Annotated in this window: 20 protein-coding genes and 3 tRNA genes; 19 read left to right on the forward strand and 4 right to left on the reverse strand. The window is 70.9% G+C overall.

Annotated features, from left to right (window positions below):
- The 7 genes from IN07_RS25655 to IN07_RS05610 form a co-directional block, all read left to right on the forward strand.
- Nucleotides 1-1,320: hypothetical protein (locus tag IN07_RS25655; protein WP_036334240.1), on the forward strand; the 1,320-nt coding region annotated here is incomplete at its 5' end.
- Between the two features lie 438 nt (nucleotides 1,321-1,758).
- Nucleotides 1,759-4,260 carry a putative bifunctional diguanylate cyclase/phosphodiesterase gene (locus IN07_RS05585; RefSeq protein ID WP_231558017.1) on the forward strand — a complete coding sequence of 834 codons (2,502 nt, stop codon included), beginning with the start codon at nucleotides 1,759-1,761 and terminating at the stop codon, nucleotides 4,258-4,260.
- A 101-nt stretch (nucleotides 4,261-4,361) separates the two neighbouring features.
- Nucleotides 4,362-4,434, forward strand: a tRNA-Thr gene (locus IN07_RS05590).
- A gap of 57 nt (nucleotides 4,435-4,491) precedes the next feature.
- A tRNA-Met gene (locus IN07_RS05595) sits at nucleotides 4,492-4,565 on the forward strand.
- Nucleotides 4,566-4,680: 115 nt separating this feature from the next.
- The gene (gene rpmG, locus IN07_RS05600; RefSeq protein ID WP_014742879.1) at nucleotides 4,681-4,845 is read left to right on the forward strand and encodes a 50S ribosomal protein L33; all 165 of its coding nucleotides are present in this window, start codon (nucleotides 4,681-4,683) and stop codon (nucleotides 4,843-4,845) included.
- A gap of 30 nt (nucleotides 4,846-4,875) precedes the next feature.
- Nucleotides 4,876-5,322: a MaoC family dehydratase N-terminal domain-containing protein gene (locus tag IN07_RS05605; protein ID WP_036334244.1), complete on the forward strand. Its 447-nt coding sequence runs from the start codon at nucleotides 4,876-4,878 to the stop codon at nucleotides 5,320-5,322.
- Nucleotides 5,319-5,741, forward strand: a complete 423-nt coding sequence (locus IN07_RS05610; protein WP_036334247.1) for a MaoC family dehydratase — start codon at nucleotides 5,319-5,321, stop codon at nucleotides 5,739-5,741. The genes IN07_RS05605 and IN07_RS05610 overlap by 4 nt, the downstream gene beginning before the upstream one ends.
- Nucleotides 5,742-5,756: 15 nt before the next feature.
- On the opposite strand, the gene IN07_RS05615 is transcribed toward IN07_RS05610, so the two are convergent.
- Entirely contained in the window at nucleotides 5,757-7,010 is a 1,254-nt protein-coding gene (locus tag IN07_RS05615; RefSeq protein ID WP_036334249.1) for a pyridoxal phosphate-dependent aminotransferase, read from the reverse strand.
- Between the two features lie 213 nt (nucleotides 7,011-7,223).
- Here IN07_RS05615 and IN07_RS05620 point away from each other — a divergent pair.
- The 9 genes from IN07_RS05620 to IN07_RS05660 all read left to right on the forward strand — a co-directional run bounded on the left by IN07_RS05620 (nucleotide 7,224) and on the right by IN07_RS05660 (nucleotide 19,561).
- Nucleotides 7,224-7,299: transfer RNA gene (locus IN07_RS05620), tRNA-Trp, on the forward strand.
- A gap of 63 nt (nucleotides 7,300-7,362) precedes the next feature.
- Nucleotides 7,363-7,821: a preprotein translocase subunit SecE gene (secE, locus tag IN07_RS05625; protein WP_036334251.1), complete on the forward strand. Its 459-nt coding sequence runs from the start codon at nucleotides 7,363-7,365 to the stop codon at nucleotides 7,819-7,821.
- A gap of 43 nt (nucleotides 7,822-7,864) precedes the next feature.
- Nucleotides 7,865-8,761, forward strand: a complete 897-nt coding sequence (nusG, locus tag IN07_RS26925) for a transcription termination/antitermination protein NusG (RefSeq protein WP_156119051.1) — start codon at nucleotides 7,865-7,867, stop codon at nucleotides 8,759-8,761.
- Nucleotides 8,762-8,854: 93 nt separating this feature from the next.
- On the forward strand, nucleotides 8,855-9,283 hold the full coding sequence (gene rplK, locus IN07_RS05635; protein WP_036334253.1) for a 50S ribosomal protein L11: 429 nt from the start codon (nucleotides 8,855-8,857) through the stop codon (nucleotides 9,281-9,283).
- Between the two features lie 133 nt (nucleotides 9,284-9,416).
- Nucleotides 9,417-10,136 (forward strand): 50S ribosomal protein L1, encoded by a 720-nt coding sequence (gene rplA, locus IN07_RS05640; RefSeq protein WP_036334254.1) that lies wholly within the window; start codon nucleotides 9,417-9,419, stop codon nucleotides 10,134-10,136.
- Nucleotides 10,137-10,494: 358 nt separating this feature from the next.
- On the forward strand, nucleotides 10,495-11,112 hold the full coding sequence (rplJ, locus tag IN07_RS05645) for a 50S ribosomal protein L10 (RefSeq protein WP_036334256.1): 618 nt from the start codon (nucleotides 10,495-10,497) through the stop codon (nucleotides 11,110-11,112).
- An 18-nt stretch (nucleotides 11,113-11,130) separates the two neighbouring features.
- On the forward strand, nucleotides 11,131-11,520 hold the full coding sequence (gene rplL, locus IN07_RS05650; protein ID WP_036334258.1) for a 50S ribosomal protein L7/L12: 390 nt from the start codon (nucleotides 11,131-11,133) through the stop codon (nucleotides 11,518-11,520).
- 550 nt (nucleotides 11,521-12,070) lie between these two features.
- Complete coding sequence (rpoB, locus tag IN07_RS05655) at nucleotides 12,071-15,565, forward strand: DNA-directed RNA polymerase subunit beta (protein ID WP_036334260.1); 3,495 nt, start codon at nucleotides 12,071-12,073, stop codon at nucleotides 15,563-15,565.
- Nucleotides 15,566-15,661: 96 nt separating this feature from the next.
- Complete coding sequence (locus tag IN07_RS05660; RefSeq protein ID WP_036334262.1) at nucleotides 15,662-19,561, forward strand: DNA-directed RNA polymerase subunit beta'; 3,900 nt, start codon at nucleotides 15,662-15,664, stop codon at nucleotides 19,559-19,561.
- Nucleotides 19,562-19,673: 112 nt separating this feature from the next.
- Here the strand turns inward: IN07_RS05660 and IN07_RS05665 are convergent, their stop codons facing one another.
- From IN07_RS05665 to IN07_RS05675, 3 genes are all read right to left on the reverse strand, one after another.
- Entirely contained in the window at nucleotides 19,674-20,714 is a 1,041-nt protein-coding gene (locus tag IN07_RS05665) for an LLM class F420-dependent oxidoreductase (protein WP_036334356.1), read from the reverse strand.
- Nucleotides 20,715-20,800: 86 nt separating this feature from the next.
- Nucleotides 20,801-21,016 (reverse strand): hypothetical protein, encoded by a 216-nt coding sequence (locus tag IN07_RS05670; protein ID WP_036334357.1) that lies wholly within the window; start codon nucleotides 21,014-21,016, stop codon nucleotides 20,801-20,803.
- Nucleotides 21,017-21,087: 71 nt separating this feature from the next.
- Nucleotides 21,088-22,068 carry a hypothetical protein gene (locus tag IN07_RS05675; protein WP_036334264.1) on the reverse strand — a complete coding sequence of 327 codons (981 nt, stop codon included), beginning with the start codon at nucleotides 22,066-22,068 and terminating at the stop codon, nucleotides 21,088-21,090.
- A 625-nt stretch (nucleotides 22,069-22,693) separates the two neighbouring features.
- Between IN07_RS05675 and rpsL the strand changes: the two genes are divergently transcribed.
- From rpsL to fusA, 3 genes are all read left to right on the forward strand, one after another.
- Entirely contained in the window at nucleotides 22,694-23,068 is a 375-nt protein-coding gene (gene rpsL, locus IN07_RS05680; protein ID WP_036334266.1) for a 30S ribosomal protein S12, read from the forward strand.
- Nucleotides 23,068-23,538: a 30S ribosomal protein S7 gene (gene rpsG, locus IN07_RS05685; RefSeq protein WP_036334267.1), complete on the forward strand. Its 471-nt coding sequence runs from the start codon at nucleotides 23,068-23,070 to the stop codon at nucleotides 23,536-23,538. Before rpsL ends, rpsG begins: the two co-directional genes overlap by 1 nt.
- A gap of 87 nt (nucleotides 23,539-23,625) precedes the next feature.
- Nucleotides 23,626-25,725: an elongation factor G gene (gene fusA, locus IN07_RS05690; RefSeq protein ID WP_036334268.1), complete on the forward strand. Its 2,100-nt coding sequence runs from the start codon at nucleotides 23,626-23,628 to the stop codon at nucleotides 25,723-25,725.
- Nucleotides 25,726-25,800: the final 75 nt, after the last annotated feature.

The following is a 25,800-nucleotide window of genomic DNA, read 5'->3' on the forward strand; positions in this document are numbered from 1 at the left end:
GGCGCCGACGGGCTCCGCTGGCTGCTCGCCGTGCTCGGCGAGCGCGGCGGATCCGCCGACGCGCTGGCCGGCCTGCTGGCGGTCGCGCTCGGCTCGGTGGCCGGTGGGTCCTCCGCCACGAGCAGGGCCGGCCGGGCGCTCGCCGACCTGCGGTTGGACCCCGCGGACCCCGACGGCGCCGTCGACGTGGTGGCCGTGGGGATGGGGGTCGTGCTGCGCACCCTGGCCGGTCCGGTCGGGGGAGGCGCCTCGCGGCTGACTGCGTCCTGGGCGAGCCAGTTCCTGGCCCGCGAGGCCGCCCAGGGGGTCGGGTCGGCGGCCCGGGTCGGTCCGACGACACCCGACCCGGTGGCGGCCGCACTGGCCGTGCTGCGGAGCGGCGGCGACCGGGGGTCGGCGGGTCGGCTGCTCGGCGAGCCGGCGGCCTGGACGACGCTGCTGAGCCGCCCCTGGCCGGCCGGGACGGCGGACCTGGCCGCCGTGGTCTCGCTCGCCGCCGCGGGTCCGGGTGCGTCGGCCGCGGTCGAGGCGGGGCTGCGGGCACTGGGGAGGGGCCTGGCCCCGGACGCGCCGGACCGGGTGCTGGTCGACCAGGGGACGCTCACCGGGATCGGCACTGCGGTGGGCGGCCTGGTGGCCGGGCAGCCCGGCGTCCTCGTGCCGCTGCTCGACGCCGCCGTGCGGGACGGCGGAGCCGACGGCGACCTCGGTGCGTCGACCGACACCGACCTGCGCGGACTGGCGCACCTGTTCGCCGACGAGGCCCGGAGCGAGCCGGTGGTCAGTGCGGTGCACGCCGCGCTGCGAGCCGGGGAGGCGGGCGTGCCGGCGTCGTCGGCCGCAGCGCTCGTCGGTGCCACCGTGGCGGTCCAGGAGCACGGGCAGCGGCTCCGCCATGCGCTCGCGTACAGCCAGGCCCAGGGGGAAGCCGTCGACCGGCAGCTGTTGTGGACGGTCGGGGTGACCCTGCCCAGCGCACCGCTCCGCGGGTCACGGGGGGAGCTCGTCGGCGACGTCCTGGACGCGGCAGCGGGCCTGGTCGGCGCCGACGGCGTGGTGCGGATCGGTCCGGACACCGGCCGGGTCCGTACGGCTGAGGACGCCGAGCGGACGGCGGTCGAGCTGCTGACCGCGGAGGCGCTCCCCCCGGGAACGGTCGGGGCGGCCGCCCGGACCGGTTTCGACCAGGTGGCCGCCGCGCTCGGCCGGCCGGGCCCACCGGCCCCCTCGCCGCTGGACCTGCTCGACGACGTGCCCGACCCGGACGACAGGAACCGGTGGCGCCTGCGCAGGCACCCGAACGGGGTCACCCGATGGTGACGTTCAGCAGATCAGTCACTGCAGAGCGTAACGACACAACGAAGATCATCAACCCGTTCGTGTTCGATATTGCGCGTGTGGGTGACCGCTTGCAGTCTCTCCATTGCGGTCTGTGCCGGACGACGCTCTGCCCCCGCGTGGGCGGCTACCGCGACCCCGAGTCCTTCCGCGCCCTCAGGAGACGTCATGACCGGCACCACCTCGCTCGCCACCGCCCGCCCCTCCGCCGCCGACCGTGGCTGGCGCTGGAACCGCGGCTGGCGCTGGAACCGCTGACCCGGCCGTCTGGCTGAGGGGCGGTCGTGACGAGCCGGCTGCCCCAACGGGTGAGGTGGCTGCCCGGAAGTGGCCACCGCTGTTAACGTCTGTCGACCACGCCAATTGACAGACGGGCTGACGTTGGCCGAGCAGCCGGCCCCCCCGCAGTGGGGGGCAGCAGTGATCCGGCGCCCCGAGATGATCGTCGCCGTCGCGCTCTCGGTGGCGGCGGTGCTCGGTGCGCTGACGCTCCCGCATGCCTGGACCACCCCGTCGGTGTGGGCCGTCCTGGCCCTCTTCCTCGCCTTCCTGCTCACCGAGGCGTCCCAGTTGGAGCTGGAGTTCCGGCGCCAGACCTTCGCGGTCTCGCCCTCCGAGCTGGTGCTGGTCATCGCGCTCGTCGAGGTCGGAGGCGTCTGGGCCGTCATCGCCCGCGTGGCCGCCGTGGCCATCGTGCTGGTCCGTCAGTCGCTCCCGCTGACCAAGGCCGCCTACAACATCGGCCTGACCGTCGCCGAGGTGTGCACGGCCCTGCTGGTGCTGTCTTGGCTCCCGCCGCTCGACCTCGACGACCCGCTGAGCTGGTTGTCCCTGGTCCTGGCGCTGCTGGCGGCGACGGTCGTCGGCATCCTGATGACCTGTCTGGCCATCTGGTTGTCCGGGGGCTTCCCGGGCTGGGGGCTGCTGCTCAGCGCGATACCGGCCTTCGCCGTGGCCCCGCTGAGCGTGGTCGTCGGTGTCGTCGCCCTCCTGCTGACCCGTGAGACGGCGTGGGGCTGGGTGCTGATCGGCCCCCTCGTCCTGGGGGCTGTGGCGATGTTCCGGCAGTCCTCGCACGCCATCCGGGAACGGCGGACCGTCCAGCAGGTCTACGACTTCGCCCGGCGCGTGGAGCTGGTGACCCCGGACGAGGCGGGGACCCGGGAGATCGTGAGCGCGGTCCGCGAGCTGCTCAACGCCGACCGGGTGGCGCTGTGGCTGCCGCCCTACCTCGACGAGGGTCCGCAACTCGTCGTCGACGCCGCCGATGGCGAGCTCGCCTGGTACGACGGTCCCGGCGATCCCGACGACCTGATCCGGCAGCGTGCCCTGGCTCCCGATGCCTCGGGGCCGGTCCTCCTCTGGGCGGCCCGGGCGGAGCCCCGGGAGCTCGCTGCCCTGGCCCGTCGCCACGCCCGCGAGGTGCTCGGCGCTCCGGTGGTCACCGCAGCCGGTGAGCCCGGGTACCTCGAGGTCTGTGACCGGCGCAGCGACGTGGTCACCTTCGCCGACGGGGACCGCAGTGCGCTCGAGTCGATGTTGACCCACGTCAACGCTGCGATCCGGCAGCAGCAGCTGCTCAGCCAGATCCGGCACGACGGCGACCACGACCGGCTGACCGGGCTGCCGAACCGGCAGCGGCTGGGTGGGGAGATCGACGCGCTGCTGCTGGCCGAGCCGGCCACCGCCCGGGCCGGGCTGGTGCTGGCGGCCCTGGACGGCTACACCGACGTCACCGACACCCTCGGGCACGCCGCCAGCGACGAACTGCTCCTGGTCACCGCCGGCCTGCTCCGCGAGCACGCGCCGCCGCAGGCCGTCGTCGCCCGGATGGAGGGCGGTCAGTTCGCCGTCCTGCTGCCGGGCCTGTCCCTGGCTGCCACCGAGCGAGCCGCCCGTCGGCTGCGGGAGGCCGCCTCCACCCGGGCCCGGGTCGCCGGGCTGGACCTGGAGGTCGCGCTGACGATCGGGGTGGCTGCGGCGCCCGTGCACGGGTCGGAGTCCGGCACGCTGATCCAGCGGGCGGACGTCGCACTGCTCGCGGCACAGGGCTCCGGGGGAGTGGCGACCTACCACCCCGTCCTGGACCAGCAGAGCCTGCGCCGCCTGCAACTGGGCGCGGAGCTGGAGACCGCGATGGCCGACGGGCAGATCTCGGTCGTCTTCCAGCCGATCGTGGACACCCGCACCGCGGACATCGTCTCGGTGGAGACCCTCGTGCGCTGGGCGCACCCGCGCTACGGGGACATCTCGCCCGACGACTTCATCAGCCTGGCCGAGCAGATCGGCCGGATCGGGCTGCTGACCGACCACGTCCTCGACCGTGCGCTGGACCGCTGCCGGCGGTGGCTGGACCAGGACATCGCCCTGTCGGTGGCGGTCAACCTCTCGGCCCACTGCCTCGCCGAGCCGGACATCGTCGACCGTGTCCGCCGGGCACTGCGCCACCACGGGGTGCCGGGTGAGCTGCTGACCCTCGAGCTGACCGAGGGCAGCGTCGTCGACGACACGGTGCGCAACAGCACCGTGCTGGCCGACCTGCACGCGCTCGGTCTGCGGTTGTCCATGGACGACTTCGGCACCGGCTACTCGTCGCTGTCCCAGCTGCGGCTGCTGCCGATCGACGAGCTGAAGATCGACAAGTCCTTCGTGCTGGGCATGTCGACGAGCCAGAACGAGTCCTTCATCGCCCGGTCGATCGTCGAGCTCGCGCACAACCTGGGGTTGCGCGTGGTGGCCGAGGGGGTCGAGGACGAGGTGACCCGGGACCTGCTGACCCAGATGGGCTGCGACAAGCTGCAGGGCTTCCTGGTCAGCCGCCCGTTGCCGGAGGACCGGCTCGAGGGGTGGCTGCTGGCGCGCACCGGGGTCCGCGCCGCCGCGCCGGGGGCCACCCACCGGCGGCTGTTCGTCCGCACCTGAGAGAGGACCTCCCTGCCCCCCACCGCTCGCAGGCTCGCGGCGGGCCCCTGCAGGGAGGCCGAAAGGCATCAGGTACAGTTCTCCACGGCTCTTCGGAGCAGGCCCCTTTAGCTCAGTCGGCAGAGCGTCTCCATGGTAAGGAGAAGGTCTACGGTTCGATTCCGTAAAGGGGCTCGTACGATCGAATGCCGACCACCGGTCCAGTCGGAAGACCGGGCCGCGCGGTCGCCTGGCGGTGTAGCTCAGCCTGGTAGAGCAAGCGGCTCATAATCGCTGTGTCACCGGTTCAAGTCCGGTCACCGCTACCCCAGACGGACCCCGGGAACGGGGTCCGTCGTCGTGTTCGGCATCCGTCGGGCACGGGCACCACCCGAGAAGCGTCGAGGGACTCTCGACCACCGACAAGGCGAGGATGCGCTCATGGCAGCCACCGACGTTCGTCCGAAGATCACCCTGGCCTGCCAGGAGTGCAAGAACCGCAACTACATCACCCGCAAGAACCGGCGGAACGACCCCGACCGGATCGAGCTGAAGAAGTACTGCCCGACCGACCGCAAGCACACGGTCCACCGCGAGACGCGCTGACCGCAGCGGTCGCGAGGAGAGGGCGGGAGCATGGCGCTGGACGCAGGACTGGTCGGGCGCAGCTACCCGCCCTCTGCCGTGTACGAGGTCGGGCGCGAGAAGATCGCGGAGTTCGCCACGGCGCTGGCCGACCCTGACCCGGTCTACCGCGACCCGGCCGCGGCCCGCGCCGCCGGTCACCCCGACGTCATCGCCCCGCCGACCTTCGCCATCGTGCTGTCCCTCGGTGCGGGCAACGTCGTCGTCGAGGACCCCGAGGTGGGGCTCGACTACAGCCGGGTCGTGCACGGCGAGCAGCGGTTCACCCACCACCGCCCGATCCGGGCCGGCGACCGACTGGTCGCCACCGCCACCATCGACGCGGTGAAGACGGTGGCCGGCAACGACATGCTGACCACCCGCGTCGACCTGGCCACCGAGGACGGCGAGCCGGTGTGCACGACCCGCTCGATGCTCGTCGCCCGGGGCACGGCGTGAGCCCGCGACCGACCGACGTCGAGGTCGGCACCGAACTGCCCGAGCAGACCTCCCGGGTCACCCGCGCCGACCTGGTCCGGTACGCAGGCGCCTCGGGTGACCTCAACGTCATCCACTGGAACGAGCGGGTCGCCCGCGCGGTCGGCCTCCCGGGTGTGATCGCGCACGGGATGCTCACCGCGGGCCTCGCCGTCCGAGCGGTCACCGCCTGGGCCGGCGACCCGGGTGCCGTCGTCGACTACTCGGTGCGCTTCAGCCGGCCGGTCGTGGTGCCCGACGACGACCTCGGTGCCGAGCTGACCGTGCGGGGGCGGGTCGCCGCCCTCCTCGAGGACGGCCGGGTGCGCGTCGACCTCACCGTGACCAGTGGTGGCGACAAGGTCCTGTCCCTGGCCCGCGCCGTCGTCGCGCTGGGCTGATCGGGTCCGCAGGTCTCAGCCTGCGGAGCCCAGGAGCTGCTGCATCCGGCGGACACCCTCGACCAGGTCGTCGTCCCCGAGGGCGTAGGACAGGCGGAGGTACCCCGGCGTGCCGAAGGCCTCGCCCGGGACGACGGCGACCTGGGCCAGTTCCAGCAGCAGCTCGGCCAGCTCGGCGCTGCTGGCGGCCGTGCGCCCGGCGATCGCGCGGCCGAGCAGGGCGGTGACCGACGGGTAGACGTAGAAGGCGCCCTGCGGCTCGGGGCAGGCGATCCCCGGGATCTCCCGGAGCATCCGGACGACAGTCCGGCGGCGGCGGTCGAGGGTGGCCCGCAGCTCCACGACGCTGGACTGGTCACCGCTGAGCGCGGCCACCGCGGCGGCCTGGGCGACGTTCGAGACGTGCCCGGCCGAGTGCGACTGCAGGGCCGTCGCCCCGGCCACCACGTCGGCCGGCCCGATCAGCCAGCCCACCCGCCAGCCGGTCATCGCGTACGCCTTGGCGACGCCGTTGACGACCACGCACCGCGGCTGGACCTCGGGCACCAGGGCGGGCAGCGACGGCGCCGTCGTCCCGTCGTAGGTCAGGTGCTCGTAGATCTCGTCGGTGACCACCCAGAGGCCGGCAGCCAGCGCCCACCGGCCGATCTCGGCCACCTCCTCGCGCGGGTGGACGGCGCCGGTGGGGTTGGCCGGGGAGCAGAACAGCAGCAGCTTCGTCCGCGGGGTGCGAGCCGCCTCGAGCTGTCCGACGGAGACCAGGTAGCCGCTGGCCTCGTCGGCGACCACCGGGACGGGCACGCCGCCGGCCAGCCGGATCGCCTCCGGGTAGGTGGTCCAGTGCGGCGTCGGGAGCAGCACCTCGTCGCCGGGGTCGAGCAGCGCCGCCAGTGCCTGGGCGACCGCCTGCTTGCCCCCGGCGGTGACCAGGACGTCGGTCGGCTGGGCGGTCAGGCCCGAGTCGCGCAGCGTCTTCGCGACGATCGCCTCCCGGAGCTGGGGGAGGCCCCCGACCGGGGTGTACCGGTGCATCGCCGGGTCCCGGGCCGCCCGGACGGCCGCCTCGACGACGTGGTCGGCCGTGGGGGAGTCCGGTTCGCCGGCGGCGAAGCTGATCACGGGCCGCCCGGTGGCCCGCAGCGCCTTGGCGCGGGCGTCGGCGGCCATCGTCGCAGAGGAGGCGATGGCGGCGACCCGCCGGGAGACCCGCCGCTCCGCCGATGGCGCCGGTTCGACGGGCTCGGACCCGGGGGCGGGGGCGGTCGGCATGATCCGATCGTGGCAGACGGACCGGGTGTCCCAGCCCGCTCCGGGTCCCCCGCGGGGGCGCCCCGGCTCCCGTGTTGGCTGCTGGGCGGGCCGGTCCCGTACACTCGACGACCTGGGGCCTGTGGGACCCCGCCACCGGCGTGCCCCGGAGGCCCTCTTCGGGGGGTCACGTCGAGACTGGGGCCGCGTCGCGACGCGGACCCGGCGTTCCCTAGGGGTGTAGCTCAATTGGCAGAGCAGCGGTCTCCAAAACCGCAGGCTGCAGGTTCAAGTCCTGTCACCCCTGCCACGACCTGACGACCGACCGAGAAGAGCCGACCGAAGTGAGCCGGACCGACGTGAGCGAGGCGCTGTGAGCGAGAAGGACGGCGAGCCGAACGGCGAGCAGGTCGACGCCGAGCAGCTCGACGCCGAGACGCCGGGCGTGGAGGACGCGGGAGCGCTCGAGGCCGCCGAGGCCGACGTCGCCGACGAGGCGGAGACCGACGAGGACAAGGTCGTCGCCACCCCCACCCAGCGCCGGTCCCGCACGTCGAGCCGTCCCGCCGGGCGGACGCCGGACACGGGTTCCACCGGGACCCGCACCCGCGCCGCCGCCGAGCGCGAACGCGCCGCCGAACAGCGGAAGAAGCGGGACCTGGGGCGGTTCCTCCGCGAGGTCGTCGCCGAGCTGCGCAAGGTGATCTGGCCCGGTCGCAAGGAGCTGATCACCTACACCACCGTGGTGATCATCTTCGTGGCGGTCATGGTCGCGATCGTCGCCGGCCTGGACCTCCTCTTCGCCCAGGGCGTGCTCGCCGTCTTCGGCTGACCGCCCTCCGCGACTGCACCACACCCGACAAGGAAGAGACCCTGTGACTGACCCCCGCGAGCCCTTCGAGACCGACAGCGCCGTCGAGGGCACCGACCTCGACGACGCGCGTGCGGACGTGCGCGGTAGCGCAGACCTCGAGACGGGCGCCGGCGAGACCGGGTCCGCCGAGGGATCGAGCGACACCGCAGACCAGGACACCGACACCGGTTCCGCCGACGCCGTCCCCGAGGTGGAGTCCGGTGGCCGCGACACCCTCGTCGCCGACCCCCTGGCCGAGCCCGCCCCCGACCACGACCCCGTGGTCGTCGAGGCCCTCGAGACCGCGGCGGCGGAGGACGAGGACCCGGCCGAGGCCCTGCGCTCGACCCTGCGTGGCCAGTTCGGCGACTGGTACGTGATCCACTCCTACGCGGGCTACGAGAACAAGGTGAAGACCAACCTCGAGTCCCGGATCACGTCGCTGGACATGGAGGACTACATCTTCCAGATCGAGGTGCCCACCGAGGAGGTCACCGAGATCAAGAACGGCAAGCGGACGCAGGTCAACCGCAAGAAGCTGCCCGGTTACCTGCTCGTCCGGATGGACCTCAACGACGAGTCCTGGGGTGCGGTCCGCAACACCCCGGGCGTCACCGGCTTCGTCGGGGCCACCTCCAAGCCCTCGCCGCTGAGCATCGACGAGGTCGTCAACCTGCTGGTGCCGGCCACCACCGCCAAGCCGGTCTCCACGACCGAGGCGGCCCCCAGCGCCGGCCCCGCGCCGGAGGTCGAGTTCGAGGTCGGCGAGTCCGTCACCGTCATGGACGGGCCGTTCGCGACGCTGCCGGCGACCATCAACGAGATCAACCCGGAGCAGCAGAAGCTCCAGGTGCTCGTCTCCATCTTCGGCCGCGAGACGCCGGTCGAGCTGTCGTTCACCCAGGTCACCAAGATCTGAGGACCTCCTCGCCCCCCACCCTTCGCAGGCTCAGGGTGGGGCCCTGCGAGGGAGCCGTTCCAGCCAGTCACCACCGTCACGAAGAAGGAAGTCATGCCCCCCAGGAAGCGGTTGACCGCGGTCATCAAGCTCCAGATCAACGCCGGTGCGGCCACCCCCGCGCCGCCCGTGGGCCCCGCCCTCGGTCAGCACGGCGTCAACATCATGGAGTTCTGCAAGGCGTACAACGCCGCGACGGAGGCGCAGCGCGGGAGCGTCATCCCCGTGGAGATCTCGGTCTTCGAGGACCGGTCGTTCACCTTCGTCACCAAGACGCCCCCGGCAGCGCGCATGCTGCTGAAGGCCGCCGGTGTGGAGAAGGGCTCGGGTGAGCCGCACAAGACCAAGGTCGCGACGGTCACCCGCGACCAGGTCCGCGAGATCGCGCAGACCAAGATGGCCGACCTGAACGCCAACGACCTCGAGCAGGCCGAGAAGATCATCGCCGGCACCGCCCGGTCGATGGGCATCACCGTCAAGTGAAGGACGCCGGTGCCTCCCGGCACCGGGGCCGTTCCATCGCTGACCCGGTCAGCACCTCACCTCAGTAGTCGTGGGAGGGCCTCGCCAGGCCCGCACACCACATGACCCCCGTCCCGGGGGAAGGAGAACCACCATGGCGAAGCACGGCAAGAACTACCGCAAGGTCGCCGAGCTGGTCGACGCGGACACGCTCTACAGCCCGCTGCAGGCCGCCGGTCTGGCCAAGCAGACCTCGACCACCAAGTACGACGCCACCGTCGAGGTCGCCATCCGGCTCGGGGTCGACCCGCGCAAGGCCGACCAGATGGTCCGCGGCACGGTCAACCTGCCGCACGGCACCGGCAAGACCGCCCGCGTCATCGTCTTCGCGACCGGCGACAAGGCAGCCGAGGCGGAGGCCGCCGGCGCCGACGTCGTCGGCTCCGACGACCTGATCGAGCAGATCCAGGGCGGCTTCCTGGACTTCGACGCCGCGATCGCCACCCCGGACCAGATGGCCAAGGTCGGTCGCATCGCCCGCATCCTCGGCCCCCGTGGCCTGATGCCGAACCCGAAGACGGGCACGGTGACCCCCGACGTCACCAAGGCCGTCAACGACATCAAGGGCGGGAAGATCAACTTCCGCGTCGACAAGCAGGCCAACCTGCACCTGGTGATCGGCAAGACGTCCTTCGACCAGGCCAAGCTGGTGGAGAACTACGCCGCTGCCCTGGACGAGGTCCTGCGGGCCAAGCCCTCGGCGGCCAAGGGCCGGTACCTGCGGAAGGTCACCGTCTCCACCACCATGGGCCCGGGCATCCCGGTCGACCCGAACCGCACCCGCAACCTCACCGTGGACGAGCCCTCCTCCTGATCGGCGCACCTGTCTGATCGACGGACCCCGTCCCCACGAGGGCCCCGCAGCGCACGTCGCTGCGGGGCCCTCGTGCATCGGGGCCCTCGTGCGTCCGGCCCGCAGTCCCGTGTACTCTTCCTGCTGTTCCCCCCAAGACCGCTGGTCGTCGCACGTCCGCGTGCGATCGAAGGTCCGGAAACGACCGGACGACCCGCGCAGGTGGACGGTTCGACGAACGTGGCACGGCCTGGGCTCAGCGCCCGGACCGTGAACGTCCCTCGCCCCGTGCGCCCTGCGCCGGGGCGTTCCTCGTCTCCGGGCCCGATCGCCCCGGGCGCACGTCGCCGGTGGTCGCCCGACAGACGAGAGGAGGCCCATGCCCACGCAGGCGAAGGCCGCGGTGATCGAGGAGATCACCGAGCGGTTCCAGAAGTCCAGCGCGGCCGTGCTCACCGAGTACCGCGGGCTGACCGTGGCGCAGCTCACCGAGCTGCGTCGTTCCCTCGGTGCGGGCAGCAGCTACGCCGTCGTCAAGAACACCCTGACGAAGCGGGCGGCGGACTCGGTCGGTCACTCGGACCTGGCCCCGCTGCTCAACGGCCCCACCGCGATCGCCTTCATCGAGGGCGACCCGGTCGAGGCCGCCAAGGCCATCCGTGACTTCGCGCGGGCCAACCCGCTGCTGGTCATCAAGGGCGGCGTGGTCGAAGGCCGCACGGTCGACGCTGCCGAGGTCACCCGCCTCGCCGACGTCGAGTCCCGTGAGGTCCTGCTGGCCAAGCTGGCCGGCGCCATGAAGGGCAACCTCACCAAGGCGGCCGGGCTGTTCCAGGCCCCGCTGTCGCAGGTCGCCCGACTGGCCGAGGCCCTCAAGGAGAAGAAGCCGGCCGAGGGCGCTGCTGCCTCGGACGACGCTGCTCCCGCCGACTCTGCTGCTGACACCACCCCCGACACGACCGATGCTGCCGCGGACTCCGCGGCCAGCACCGACTGACCCCCTCAAGGAGACACCATGGCCAAGCTTTCCACTGACGAGCTGCTCGACGCCTTCAAGGAGATGACCCTCCTGGAGCTGTCGGACTTCGTGAAGCAGTTCGAGGAGACCTTCGAGGTCACCGCCGCCGCCCCCGTCGCCGTCGCGGCTGCCGGCGGTGGTGGTGGCGCTGCCGCCACCGAGGCCCCGGTCGAGCAGGACGAGTTCGACGTCATCCTCGAGGCTGCCGGCGACAAGAAGATCCAGGTCATCAAGGAGGTGCGCGGCCTCACGTCCCTCGGCCTCAAGGAGGCCAAGGACCTGGTCGACAACGCACCGAAGCCGGTCCTGGAGAAGGTCGCCAAGGACGCTGCGGAGAAGGCCAAGGCCGCCCTCGAGGGCGCCGGCGCCACCGTCACCGTCAAGTGACCCCCCACCCGGCCGCCACCTCCGTGGCGGCCGGGTAGCACCACCCCGCACTGACGACAGGGGCCGATCCACTCCGGTGGGTCGGCCCCTGTCGTGCGTCCTGGTCGCCGGCGCCTGAGTGGGGTCCGCGGGGTCTTCGTTCACCCACAGGTCGCGGCGTGGCGGTCCCACGTGGGCTGCGGCACTGGCATCATCGGCAGGGCACTCATCCCGCTCACCCCCGATCCGCGGCACCGGGCTCCTGCTGGAGCCCCGTGTCCCCCGGGCCGGGTGGGCGCCGGCCACCCCACGCGGGTGGGTCCCCGACCGCCCCGGCGGCCCGACGTGGACACCGGCGCTGAGCAGGGGTAGGGTCTCCTGTTGCGCTGCCCTCTGACTGCCAGCCCGTCGAGACGGGTCACGAGGGGTGCCCGGGAACGGCTCCGGGTCACCCCGTGTTGACCGTACCGACGGGGCAGGCATCCGCGGTCAGCCTCGCCGACAACGACGACGACCCAGGACGAACTGCACCCACCGCCCGCACGTCGTGAGGTCCTCGAAAGGACGCATCTTGGCAGGCTCTCGCCCCACCAGCACCACCACCACTGATCCCGGCACCACCGCGGTCGACGTCCAGCCCGGTCCCCGTACCGGCGGCACCGACCAGCAGAAGATCCCCGGCGCGCCGCTCCGCGTCTCGTTCGCCAAGATCCGCGAGCCCCTCGAGGTCCCGGACCTGCTCGCCCTGCAGACCGCCTCGTTCGACTGGCTGGTCGGCGCCCCGGAGTGGAAGGCCACCCTCGCCCCCGAGGACCAGGCCAACGCCGTCGGCGGCCTCGCCGAGATCCTCGAGGAGATCTCGCCGATCGAGGACTTCAGCGGCTCGATGTCGCTGTCCTTCTCCAACCCGCGCTTCGAGGACGTCAAGGCGTCCCTCGAGGAGTGCAAGGACAAGGACATGACCTACGCGGCGCCGCTGTTCGTCACCGCCGAGTTCATGAACAACACCACCGGCGAGATCAAGAGCCAGACGGTGTTCATGGGCGACTTCCCGGTCATGACGAGCAAGGGCACGTTCGTCATCAACGGGACCGAGCGCGTCGTCGTCTCCCAGCTGGTCCGCAGCCCCGGCGTCTACTTCGACAAGAGCCTGGACAAGACGTCGGACAAGGACGTCTACAGCGCCAAGGTCATCCCCAGCCGCGGTGCGTGGCTGGAGTTCGACGTCGACAAGCGCGACACCGTCGGCGTCCGGATCGACCGCAAGCGCCGCCAGCCGGTCAGCGTCCTGCTCAAGGCCCTCGGCTGGACCGAGGACCGGATCCGCGAGCACTTCCAGTGGTCGCCCACCATGCTGGCCACCCTGGAGAAGGACCACCTCGCCGGCCAGGACGAGGCGCTGCTGGACATCTACCGCAAGCTGCGCCCGGGCGAGCCGCCGACGCGTGAGTCGGCGCAGGCGCTGCTGGAGAACCTCTTCTTCAACCCGAAGCGCTACGACCTGGCGAAGGTCGGCCGCTACAAGGTCAACAAGAAGCTGGGTGTCGACGTGCCCAAGGGCACCTCGACGCTGACCGAGGACGACATCGTCGCCACCATCGAGTACGTCGTGCGTCTGCACGCCGGCGAGCCCGACCACGGCGTCGACGACATCGACCACTTCGGCAACCGTCGCCTGCGCACGGTCGGCGAGCTGATCCAGAACCAGATCCGGGTCGGCCTCTCCCGCATGGAGCGCGTGGTCCGCGAGCGGATGACGACCCAGGACGTCGAGGCGATCACGCCGCAGACGCTGATCAACATCCGGCCGGTCGTCGCCTCCATCAAGGAGTTCTTCGGCACCAGCCAGCTCTCGCAGTTCATGGACCAGACCAACCCGCTCGCGGGCCTGACCCACAAGCGCCGCCTGTCGGCGCTGGGCCCGGGTGGTCTGTCCCGTGAGCGTGCGGGCATGGAGGTCCGCGACGTGCACCCGAGCCACTACGGCCGGATGTGCCCGATCGAGACCCCTGAGGGCCCGAACATCGGCCTGATCGGCTCGCTGTCCTCGTTCGGCCGGGTGAACCCGTTCGGCTTCATCGAGACGCCGTACCGCAAGGTCGAGAACGGCACCGTCACCGACCAGATCGACTACCTGACCGCTGACGAGGAGGACCGCTTCGTCGTCGCCCAGGCCAACTCGCCGCTGGACGCGACGGGCCGGTTCGCCGAGGACCTGGTCCTGGTCCGCACCAAGGGCGGGGAGACCACCGACCTCGCCCCGGAGAACGTCGACTACATGGACGTCTCGCCGCGGCAGATGACCTCGGTCGCGACGGCGATGATCCCGTTCCTCGAGCACGACGACGCCAACCGCGCCCTGATGGGCGCGAACATGCAGCGTCAGGCGGTCCCGCTGCTGCGCAGCGAGGCCCCGCTGGTCGGCACGGGCATGGAGCTGCGTGCCGCCGTCGACGCCGGTGACGTCGTGGTGGCCGAGAAGGCCGGTGTGGTCGAGGACTCCACCGCCGACTACGTCACCGTGATGGCCGACGACGGGACCCGGCAGACCTACCGGCTGCTGAAGTTCCAGCGCTCGAACCAGGGCACCTCGATCAACCAGAGCCCGGTGGTCGAAGAGGGCCAGCGGGTCGAGGTGGGCCAGGTCATCGCCGACGGCCCGTGCACCGACGAGGGCGAGATGGCGCTGGGCAAGAACCTGCTCGTCGCCTTCATGCCCTGGGAGGGTCACAACTACGAGGACGCGATCATCCTGTCGCAGCGCCTCGTGCAGGACGACGTCCTGTCCTCGATCCACATCGAGGAGTTCGAGGTCGACGCCCGCGACACCAAGCTCGGTGCCGAGGAGATCACCCGGGACATCCCGAACGTCTCCGAGGAGGTCCTCGCCGACCTCGACGAGCGCGGGATCATCCGGATCGGTGCCGAGGTCGTCCCCGGCGACATCCTCGTCGGCAAGGTCACGCCCAAGGGTGAGACGGAGCTGACCCCCGAGGAGCGGCTGCTGCGGGCGATCTTCGGCGAGAAGGCCCGCGAGGTGCGCGACACCAGCCTCAAGGTCAAGCACGGCGAGTCCGGCAAGGTCATCGGCGTCCGGGTCTTCTCCCGCGAGGACGGCGACGAGCTGCCCGCCGGCGTGAACGAGCTCATCCGGGTCTACGTGGCCCAGATGCGCAAGATCAGCGACGGCGACAAGCTGGCCGGCCGCCACGGCAACAAGGGCGTCATCTCCAAGATCCTCCCGCAGGAGGACATGCCGTTCCTCGAGGACGGCACGCCGGTCGACATCGTGCTCAACCCGCTGGGCGTGCCCGGCCGGATGAACGTCGGCCAGGTGCTGGAGACCCACCTCGGGTGGATCGCCAAGACCGGCTGGGAGGTCGAGGGCACCCCGGAGTGGGCGGCCAAGCTGCCGGGCGCTGCGCGTCAGGCCGCGCCGGGCACCCGCACCGCGACGCCGGTCTTCGACGGTGCCAAGGAGGAGGAGATCATCGGCCTGCTGGGCTCGACGGTCCCGAACCGCGACGGCAACCGGATGGTCAAGGAGACCGGCAAGGCGCGGCTGTTCGACGGCCGCTCCGGGGAGCCCTTCCCCGAGCCGATCTCGGTGGGCTACGTCTACATCCTGAAGCTGCTGCACCTGGTCGACGACAAGATCCACGCCCGTTCGACCGGGCCGTACTCGATGATCACGCAGCAGCCGCTGGGTGGTAAGGCGCAGTTCGGTGGTCAGCGCTTCGGTGAGATGGAGTGCTGGGCGATGCAGGCCTACGGCGCGGCCTACGCGCTGCAGGAGCTGCTCACCATCAAGTCCGACGACATCCTCGGCCGCGTCAAGGTGTACGAGGCGATCGTCAAGGGCGAGAACATCCCGGAGCCGGGCATCCCGGAGTCCTTCAAGGTGTTGCTCAAGGAGCTCCAGTCGCTCTGCCTCAACGTGGAGGTCCTCTCCAGCGACGGCAACGCGATCGAGCTGCGCGACACCGACGACGAGGTCTTCCGGGCCGCGGAGGAGCTGGGCATCGACCTCAGCCGTCGCGAGCCGTCGTCCGTCGAAGACGTCTGATCGGCCGCCGGCCGGCCCTGAGCGAGTCAGGGCCGGCCGGCCCCACACCCTCATCGATTAGAAGCGAAGAACTAGCCCCGGAAAGGGGTACATCGAGTGCTCGACGTCAACTTCTTCGACGAACTGCGCATCGGTCTGGCCAGCGGTGACGACATCCGCCAGTGGTCACACGGCGAGGTGAAGAAGCCCGAGACCATCAACTACCGCACTCTCCGTCCGGAGAAGGACGGTTTGTTCTGCGAGAAGATCTTCGGTCCCACCCGGGACTGGGAGTGCTACTGCGGGAAGTACAAGCGCGTCCGCTTCAAGGGCATCATCTGCGAGCGCTGCGGCGTCGAGGTCACTCGCGCCAAGGTGCGTCGTGAGCGGATGGGCCACATCGAGCTGGCCGCGCCGGTCACCCACATCTGGTTCTTCAAGGGCGTCCCCTCGCGCCTGGGCTACCTGCTCGACCTGGCGCCCAAGGACCTCGAGAAGATCATCTACTTCGCTGCCTACATGATCACCTCCGTCGACGACGAGGCGCGTCACCGCGACCTGCCGACCGTCGAGGCCGAGATCAGCGCGGAGAAGTCCAACCTCGAAGGTCGCCGCGACGCCGACGTGGAGGCGCGCCAGCAGAAGCTGGAGGCCGACCTCGCCGAGCTGGAGGCCGAGGGGGCCAAGTCCGACGTGCGCCGCAAGGTGCGCGAGGGCGGCGAGCGCGAGATGCGCCAGCTGCGCGACCGGGCCCAGCGGGAGATCGACCGCCTCGACGAGGTGATGGACACCTTCCGCAAGCTCGAGGTCAAGCAGCTCATCGCCGACGAGGGCCTCTACCGCGAGCTGCGCGACCGCTTCGGTGAGTACTTCGAGGGCGGCATGGGCGCCGCGGCGCTGCAGAAGCTGCTCGCCGGCTTCGACCTCGACGCCGAGGCCGTCTCGCTGCGCGAGACCATCCGCAGCGGCAAGGGCCAGCGCAAGCTGCGGGCGCTCAAGCGGCTGAAGGTCGTCGCGGCGTTCCAGCAGACCCAGAACTCGCCCATGGGCATGGTCCTGGACTGCGTGCCGGTGATCCCGCCGGACCTGCGCCCGATGGTGCAGCTGGACGGTGGCCGCTTCGCGACCAGCGACATGAACGACCTGTACCGCCGGGTGATCAACCGGAACAACCGGCTCAAGCGACTGCTCGACCTGGGCGCGCCGGAGATCATCGTCAACAACGAGAAGCGGATGCTCCAGGAGTCCGTGGACGCGCTGTTCGACAACGGTCGTCGTGGCCGTCCCGTCACCGGCCCGGGCAACCGTCCGCTGAAGTCCCTGAGCGACCTGCTCAAGGGCAAGCAGGGCCGGTTCCGGCAGAACCTGCTGGGCAAGCGCGTCGACTACTCCGGCCGTTCGGTCATCGTCGTCGGCCCCCAGCTCAAGCTGCACCAGTGCGGTCTGCCCAAGCAGATGGCGCTGGAGCTGTTCAAGCCCTTCGTGATGAAGCGGCTGGTCGACCTCAACCACGCGCAGAACATCAAGTCCGCCAAGCGGATGGTGGAGCGTGCGCGGCCGGTTGTGTGGGACGTCCTGGAAGAGGTCATCACCGAGCACCCGGTGCTGCTGAACCGGGCGCCGACGCTGCACCGTCTGGGCATCCAGGCCTTCGAGCCCCAGCTGGTCGAGGGCAAGGCCATCCAGATCCACCCGCTCGTCTGCACCGCGTTCAACGCGGACTTCGACGGTGACCAGATGGCGGTGCACCTGCCGCTGTCGGCCGAGGCGCAGGCCGAGGCCCGCATCCTCATGCTCTCCAGCAACAACATCCTGAGCCCGGCCGATGGTCGTCCGATCACCGCGCCGACCCAGGACATGGTGCTGGGCCTCTACCACCTGACCTCCCTCTCCGGGTCGGTCGAGGTGCCCGAGGGCGAGCGGCCCAAGTCGTACTCGACGACGGCCGAGGCGGTCATGGCCTTCGACAAGGGCGTGCTCGGGCTGCAGGAGCGGGTCCTCATCCGCCTCGACGAGGTGTTCGGCGTCGACAGCGGCCCGAACGACCCGTGGGAGGCCCCCGAGGGCTGGGAGCCCGGCCGGCCGGCCGTCGTCTCCACCAGCCTGGGCCGGGTCCTCTTCAACGAGGCCCTGCCGGAGGACTACCGGTTCGTCAACTACCAGGTGCCGAAGAAGGCGCTGGGCGCGATCGTCAACGACCTCGCCGAGCGCTACCCGAAGGTGCAGGTGGCGGCGACGCTGGACGCCCTCAAGTCGGCCGGCTTCCGTTGGGCGACCCGTTCGGGCGTGACGATCGCGATCGACGACGTCGTCACCCCGCCGGTGAAGGCCGCGATCCTGGAGCGGCACGAGGACGAGGCCCGCAAGATCGAGCGTCAGTACGAGCGGGGCGTCATCACCGACGCCGAGCGTCGTTCCGAGCTCATCGAGATCTGGACGCGGGCACGGGCCGAGGTCAGCCAGGCGATGGTCGACAACTTCCCGACCACCAACCCGGTCTGGGTCATGGTCAACTCCGGCGCTCGCGGCAACATGATGCAGATCAGCCAGATCGCCGGCATGCGTGGCCTGGTGGCCAACCCGAAGGGCGAGATCATCCCGCGGCCGATCAAGGCCAACTTCCGGGAGGGTCTGTCCGTGCTGGAGTACTTCATCTCCACGCACGGTGCCCGCAAGGGCCTGGCCGACACCGCGCTGCGGACCGCCGACTCCGGGTACCTCACCCGCCGGCTGGTCGACGTCTCGCAGGACGTCATCATCCGCGAGGAGGACTGCGGCACCGAGCGCGGCGTGATCATGCCGATCGGCACCGTGGTGGACGGCGCGGTCATCCGTGACGCCCACGTGGAGACCAGCGTCTACGCCCGTGCACTGGCCGCTGACGTGGTCGCTGCCGACGGCACCCAGATCGCCCCGGCCGGGGCCGACCTGGGCGACGTGCTGATCGCTCAGCTGGTCGACGCCGGGGTCTCCGAGGTCAAGGTGCGCTGCGTGCTCACCTGCGAGTCGCTGCTGGGCACCTGCGCCACCTGCTACGGCCGGTCGCTGGCCTCCGGCAAGCTCGTGGACGTCGGCGAGGCGGTCGGCATCATCGCCGCCCAGTCGATCGGCGAGCCCGGGACGCAGCTGACGATGCGCACCTTCCACACCGGTGGTGTGGCGGGCGCGGACATCACGCACGGTCTGCCGCGTGTGGTCGAGCTCTTCGAGGCCCGTGTCCCCAAGGGCAAGGCCCCGATCGCCGAGCTGGCCGGCAACGTCCGGATCGAGGACGGCGACCAGTTCCGCAAGCTCACCATCACCCCGGACGACGGGTCCGACGAGGTCGTCTACGACAAGCTGTCGCGTCGCTCGCGGCTGCGGGTCGAGGACGGCGGGCACGTCGAGGTCGGCGAGCAGCTGACCGAGGGTGCGGTCGACCCGCACGAGGTGCTGCGGATCATGGGCCCGCGTGAGGTGCAGCTGCACCTGGTGCGCGAGGTCCAGGAGGTCTACCGCAGCCAGGGTGTGTCGATCCACGACAAGCACATCGAGGTGATCATCCGCCAGATGCTGAAGCGGGTGACCATCATCGACTCGGGCGCGACGGAGTTCCTGCCCGGTGCGCTGGTCGAGCGGACCCTGTTCGAGACGGAGAACCGTCGGGTGGTCGCCGAGGGCGGCGAGCCGGCCTCGGCCCGTCCGGTGCTGATGGGGATCACCAAGGCGTCGCTGGCGACGGAGTCGTGGCTGTCGGCCGCCTCCTTCCAGGAGACGACGAAGGTGCTCACCGACGCCGCCATCCAGGGGAAGAGCGACAGCCTGCTCGGGCTCAAGGAGAACGTGATCATCGGGAAGCTGATCCCGGCCGGTACCGGCATCAGCCGCTACCGGAACATCACGGTCGAGCCCACCGAGGAGGCGCGTGCTGCCGTCTACACCATGGCCGGTTACGACGACGGGCAGTACTACGGCCCGGACGTCTTCGGTCAGGGCACGGGCGAGGCCGTCCGGCTCGAGGAGTACGACTGGCGCTGACGCGCTGAGTGAGTGACAGGAGGGCCCCGGGAGCGCGAGCTCCCGGGGCCCTTCTGTGTCTCACCGGACGTCACGTGACGCAAGGGGCCGGCTTGCCCCGGTCCCGCCGGGCTCAGCCCGCCAGGCGGCGCATCGTCTCGACGGTGCGGAGCCGACCCTCGCGGCTGTCGTCGAGGGGCTGCAGGTTGATCGTGGTCACCCCGGCCGCGGCGAACGCGGCGATCCGTTCGGCCACGTAGGACTCCGGCCCGATCAGCGAGGTCGCTCGCACGAGGTCCTCCGGGACAGCGGCGGCCGCCTCGTCCTTGCGCCCGGCCAGGTACAGCTCCTGGATGGCTTCCGCCTCGGCCTCGTAGCCGTACCGGCGGGCCAGGTCGTTGTAGAAGTTCTTGCCCTTGGCGCCCATGCCGCCGACGTACAACGCGATCCCCGGCCGCACTGCCTCCACCAGGTGCTCGACGTCCTCGCCGATCGCCACCGGGACGCCGACGACGACGTCGAGCTCACCGAGCGACGGGTCCCGCTTGGCCTTGCCCGCCTCGAGCGAGGCGCCCCAGACGTAGGCAGCCCGCTCGGGGTGGAAGAAGATCGGCTCCCACTTCTCCGCGATCTCGGCGGCGAGCTCCACGTTCTTGGACCCGAGCGCGGCGAGCAGCACCGGGATCTGCGGCCGCACCGGGGTGTTGATCAGCTTCAGCGGCTTGCCGAGGCCGGTGCCCTGGTCGGCCGGGAGCGGCACCTGGTACTTCTTGCCGTCGTGCTCCAGCCGCTCGCGGCGCCACACCTGGCGGCAGATCTCGATGATCTCGCGGGTCCGCTGCAGGGGGGCGTCGTAGGGCAGCCCGTGCCAGCCCTCGATGACCTGCGGCCCGGAGGCGCCCAGCCCGAGGGTGAACCTCCCGCCGGAGACGAAGTCCAGACCGGCCGCGGTCATCGCGATCAGTGCCGGCGTGCGGCTGTAGATGGGCAGGATGCCGCTCATCAACTCGACCCGGTCGGTCACGGCCGCCAGGTAGCCCAGCTGGCTGACCGCGTCGAACGTGTACACCTCCGCGCACATCGCGACGTCGAGCCCGGCGGACTCCAGGTCACGGATCTCGTCCGCGGTCTGCTTGAAGTCACCGGCGTAGCTGGCCTGGATCCCGATGCGCACGCGCCCTCCTCGGCGTCCGTGGCACCCTCGTCGGTGCCACTGCCGCGACGGTAACGGCCCGGCGGGGGAGTGGGCCCCCGGGGCGCTCAGAGGGCGCGGACGGTGCCGATCACGTGCGTGACGACCCGTACGCCGTCGACGTCGGCCGGCACGCGGGCGCCGGCGCCCGGCTCGGTCAGGTCGACCCGGACGACGTAGTCGGCGGCCTGCCGCGCCAGCCCGACCGCGGCGACGCCGGGGTCGGCGGCGAAGCGGGAGGCCAGCGCGTCCTTGGCTGCGCGGGCGGAGGCGCGGTCGGTCATGCCCCCATGGTGCCCTCCGCTGCCGGATCAGGACAGCGCAACGCCCGCCGAGGTCCTCCTCCCGGGGTCGATCAGCCCGCGAACCACTCCACGTCGAGCTCGCGCAGCACCGTGGCCAGCGGGTTGGCGAAGGTGACGCCGCCACCGGCGCTGCCGCCCGTCGTCGACCCGGCGAACAGCAGACCCAGCGGTGCGCGGTCGCGGCTGCGCCAGATCACCGACCCGCTGTCGCCCCCGGCGCTGAACCCCCCGCTGACGCCCTCGATCTCCACCTGGTCGTCGAAGGTGTGCACGGCGTCGTCGAACTGCACCCCGACGCCGTCGACCTCGACGGCGGTGATCCGCCCGCGGGTGTGGCCCGTCGTGCGCCCCACCTTCTCCACCAGCTCGTCGGGGTCGGTGTCGTCCGCGGCGGCGACCACGGCGGAGAGCGGGCCGCCGGGGTAGCCGGCGGGGTTCGTCGTCATGCCGGGGTCCAGGGCAGCGACCGCGGCGTCGACCAGGTTCCCCGGCTCGAGGCGGAACCGGATGAAGGCGGCCAGACTGCCGATCCGGTCGGTGTCGAGGCCCCCGTCGGCGACACCCGGCTGGAACACCGGGTCGCCCGTCACGCCCGCGTCGCTGTTGGCCAGCACGTGGTTGTTGCTGAGCACGAGCAGCTCTTCCGTACCGCGGCGCCGGACGAACCCACCGAGGGTGCCGGCGGTGACGTCGCGATGGCCGACGGACGCCCCGGGCCGCAACGGACGCCCCCGCCGCCGCAGCTCATCGGGGGTGGGGGAGGTCAGCGGCCGGACCGGGCCGATGACCCGGACGTCCACCTCGTCCCGGGCGCCGGCGTCCAACCCGCCCAGCACGACGTCGGCGTCGGCCTGCTCGATCAGCCGGATCGCCAGGTGCACCTGACCTCTGGCGACCGGGGTCAGGCCCAGGGCCACCCCGCTCCACCGGGAAGGGCCGTCGACGGAGCTGGCCGCGACGCTGGACGGTGGCACCTCGCTCAGCCGCTTGGACAGCCGGGCCTTCAGTTCGCGGGCGTTGTCGGGGAGCACGGCGTACCTCCGAGCGGCAGGCGCACCACGGACGAGGTGCGGGATGTGAGCGGTTCGCCACAGACGGTAGGGCGGGAGTCCGACAGAAGCGACGTGACGACGGACGACGACGCGCGCCGGGACCCCTGCCCGCCGCCGTCCGGTTCCGGTACGTTCCCCGCACGACCCCTCGGGCAGCTGCGTGCAGCGCCCGGGAACATGCCCGAGGCAACGGCAGTTGGTGCAGGACAGACCGGCTGAACCGGTGCGCAGCCCACATGTCGACCCGGCTTTGACCGGTCAGGCAGGGCCGGGTACTGTGGTCAGCTGTGCCCAGGATGACTGGGCCTGCTCCCGCAAGCGGTGCACCTGCGCGTCCATCGGTCCTCGGATCGACCGGATGCCGGGGGCCACTCCCGTCACCGACGGGGTCCACTGCAAGGTGGTGTGGCCGGCGCCGAGTCGCGAGGGGCAACGAGTCCGGTTCGATCAACTGGCCGGTTCTCGCGGAGGGCGACACGCCCGAGCGCGGGGGTCGGAGGGTGGGTCGCGGGCAGACTCGGTAGGGCCGGGCCACCGGGCACACCACAGGCAGTGCACCACATCCACAGCACGACCCAGCGCAGGCAGGAGATCCAGGCCACCCATGCCCACGATCCAGCAGCTGGTCCGCAAGGGCCGCGAGGACAAGGTCGAGAAGACCAAGACCCCGGCGTTGAAGGGATCCCCTCAGCGCCGCGGCGTGTGCACGCGCGTCTACACGACGACGCCGAAGAAGCCGAACTCGGCGCTGCGCAAGGTCGCTCGCGTGCGCCTCACCAGCGGTGTCGAGGTGACCGCCTACATCCCGGGCGTCGGCCACAACCTGCAGGAGCACTCGATGGTGCTCGTGCGTGGCGGCCGGGTGAAGGACCTGCCCGGCGTCCGCTACAAGATCATCCGTGGTTCGCTGGACACCCAGGGTGTCCGCGGCCGCAAGCAGGCTCGCAGCCGGTACGGCGCGAAGAAGGAGAAGAGCTAATGCCGCGCAAGGGCCCCGCGCCGAAGCGTCCGCTCATCGCCGACCCGGTGTACCAGTCGCCGCTGGTCACCCAGCTGGTGAACAAAGTGCTCGTGGACGGCAAGCGCTCTGTCGCCGAGGCGATCGTCTACGGCGCCCTCGAGGGCGTCCGGGCGAAGAACGACACCGACCCGGTCGTCACACTCAAGCGCGCGCTGGACAACGTGAAGCCCGCCCTCGAGGTGCGCAGCCGCCGCGTCGGTGGTGCGACCTACCAGGTGCCGATCGAGGTCCGCCCCTCCCGCAGCACGACCCTCGGCCTGCGCTGGCTCATCCAGTACAGCCGAGCGCGTCGCGAGAAGACGATGACCGAGCGCCTCATGAACGAGCTGCTGGACGCCAGCAACGGCCTCGGTGCCGCGGTCAAGCGCCGCGAGGACACGCACAAGATGGCCGAGTCGAACAAGGCCTTCGCGCACTACCGCTGGTGACGCCAGTCCATCAGCAGCCGCTGCCCGCGGTGGAACCGGGCGACCCCCGGACACCGCGCACGGACGAGAACGAAGAGGAGTGACGTAATGGCCCAGAACGAGGCCCAACTCGCCAAGACCCGCAACATCGGGATCATGGCGCACATCGACGCCGGCAAGACGACGACGACCGAGCGGATCCTCTTCTACACCGGTATCAACTACAAGATCGGTGAAGTCCACGACGGCGCGGCCACGATGGACTGGATGGAGCAGGAGCAGGAGCGCGGCATCACCATCACGTCCGCCGCGACGAAGTGCTCCTGGAACGACCACGACATCAACATCATCGACACCCCGGGTCACGTCGACTTCACCGTCGAGGTGGAGCGGTCGCTGCGGGTGCTCGACGGTGCGGTCGCCGTCTACGACGGTGTCGCCGGCGTGGAGCCGCAGACCGAGCAGGTCTGGCGCCAGGCCGAGAAGTACAGCGTCCCGCGCATGTGCTTCGTGAACAAGCTCGACCGCACCGGCGCCGACTTCTTCCGCTGCGTCGACATGATGGTGGAGCGGCTCAACGCCAACGCGCTGGTGCTGCAGCTGCCGATCGGTGCCGAGGCCGACTTCATCGGCGTCGTCGACCTGGTCCAGATGAAGGCCCTGACCTGGCGCGGTGAGACCAAGATGGGCGAGGACTACGCCATCGAGGACATCCCCGCCGAGCTGGCCGACCAGGCTGCGGAGTACCGCGAGAAGCTCCTCGAGAACATCGCGGACTTCGACGACTCGCTGATGGAGGACTACCTCGCCGGCGAGGAGATCGCCGTCGACCGGCTCAAGGCAGCCATCCGCAAGGCCACCATCGCCGGCCAGGTGAACCCGGTCCTGACCGGTACGGCCTTCAAGAACAAGGGCGTGCAGCCCCTGCTCGACGCGGTCGTCGACTACCTGCCCAGCCCGCTGGACGTCGAGGCCATCGTCGGCACCGCGCTCGACGGCGAGACCGAGGTCCTGCGGCACGCCGACGAGAACGAGCCCTTCTCCGCGCTGGCCTTCAAGATCCAGACGGACCAGCACCTCGGCAAGCTCACCTACATCCGGGTCTACTCCGGCAAGCTCGACGCGGGTTCCCCGGTGCTCAACAGCACCAAGGACCGCAAGGAGCGGGTCGGCAAGATCTACCAGATGCACGCCAACAAGCGCGAAGAGCGCCAGGGCGTGGGCGCCGGCGAGATCGTCGCCGTCAACGGCATGAAGCAGACCACGACGGGTGACACGCTCTGCGACCCGCAGAAGCCGGTCATCCTCGAGTCGATGACCTTCCCGGCGCCGGTCATCTCGGTCGCCATCGAGCCGAAGACGAAGAGCGACCAGGAGAAGCTGGGCACGGCCATCCAGAAGCTGGCCGAGGAGGACCCGACGTTCCAGGTCCGCCTCGACGAGGAGACCGGTCAGACGGTCATCTCCGGCATGGGTGAGCTGCACCTGGAGATCCTGGTCGACCGCATGCGGCGTGAGTTCAACGTCGAGGCCAACGTCGGCAAGCCGCAGGTGGCCTACCGTGAGACGATCCGCAAGGCCGTCGAGCGCTACGACTACACGCACAAGAAGCAGACGGGTGGCTCCGGCCAGTTCGCGAAGGTGCAGATCGCCCTCGAGCCGCTGGAGATGAGCGGCGACTCGGCGACCTACGAGTTCGAGAACAAGGTCACGGGTGGGCGCATCCCGCGGGAGTACATCCCGTCGGTCGACGCCGGCATGCAGGACGCCATGCAGTACGGCATCCTCGCCGGCTACCCCATGGTCGGCGTCAAGGCGTCGCTCCTGGACGGCCAGTACCACGAGGTCGACTCCTCGGAGATGGCCTTCAAGATCGCCGGATCGATCGCCTTCAAGGAGGCCGCCCGCAAGGCCAGCCCGGCCCTGCTGGAGCCGATGATGGCGGTCGAGGTCGTCACCCCGGAAGAGAACATGGGCGACGTCATCGGCGACCTGAACTCCCGCCGCGGGACCATCCAGGCGATGGAGGAGCGTTCCGGCGCTCGCGTCGTCCGGGCCCTGGTGCCGCTGTCGGAGATGTTCGGCTACGTGGGCGACCTGCGCAGCCGCACTCAGGGGCGGGCGAGCTACACCATGGTGTTCGACACCTACGCCGAGGTCCCGGCCAACGTCGCCAAGGAGATCATCGCCAAGGCGACCGGCGAGTAACCGGACGGCGGTCCACCCGCCGGCCACCGCGAGCGTGAGCTCGCACCCCAGACACGCGAACGACTGCGAAGAATC

Source organism: Modestobacter caceresii (genome assembly GCF_000761485.1).
GTDB lineage: Bacteria > Actinomycetota > Actinomycetes > Mycobacteriales > Geodermatophilaceae > Modestobacter > Modestobacter caceresii.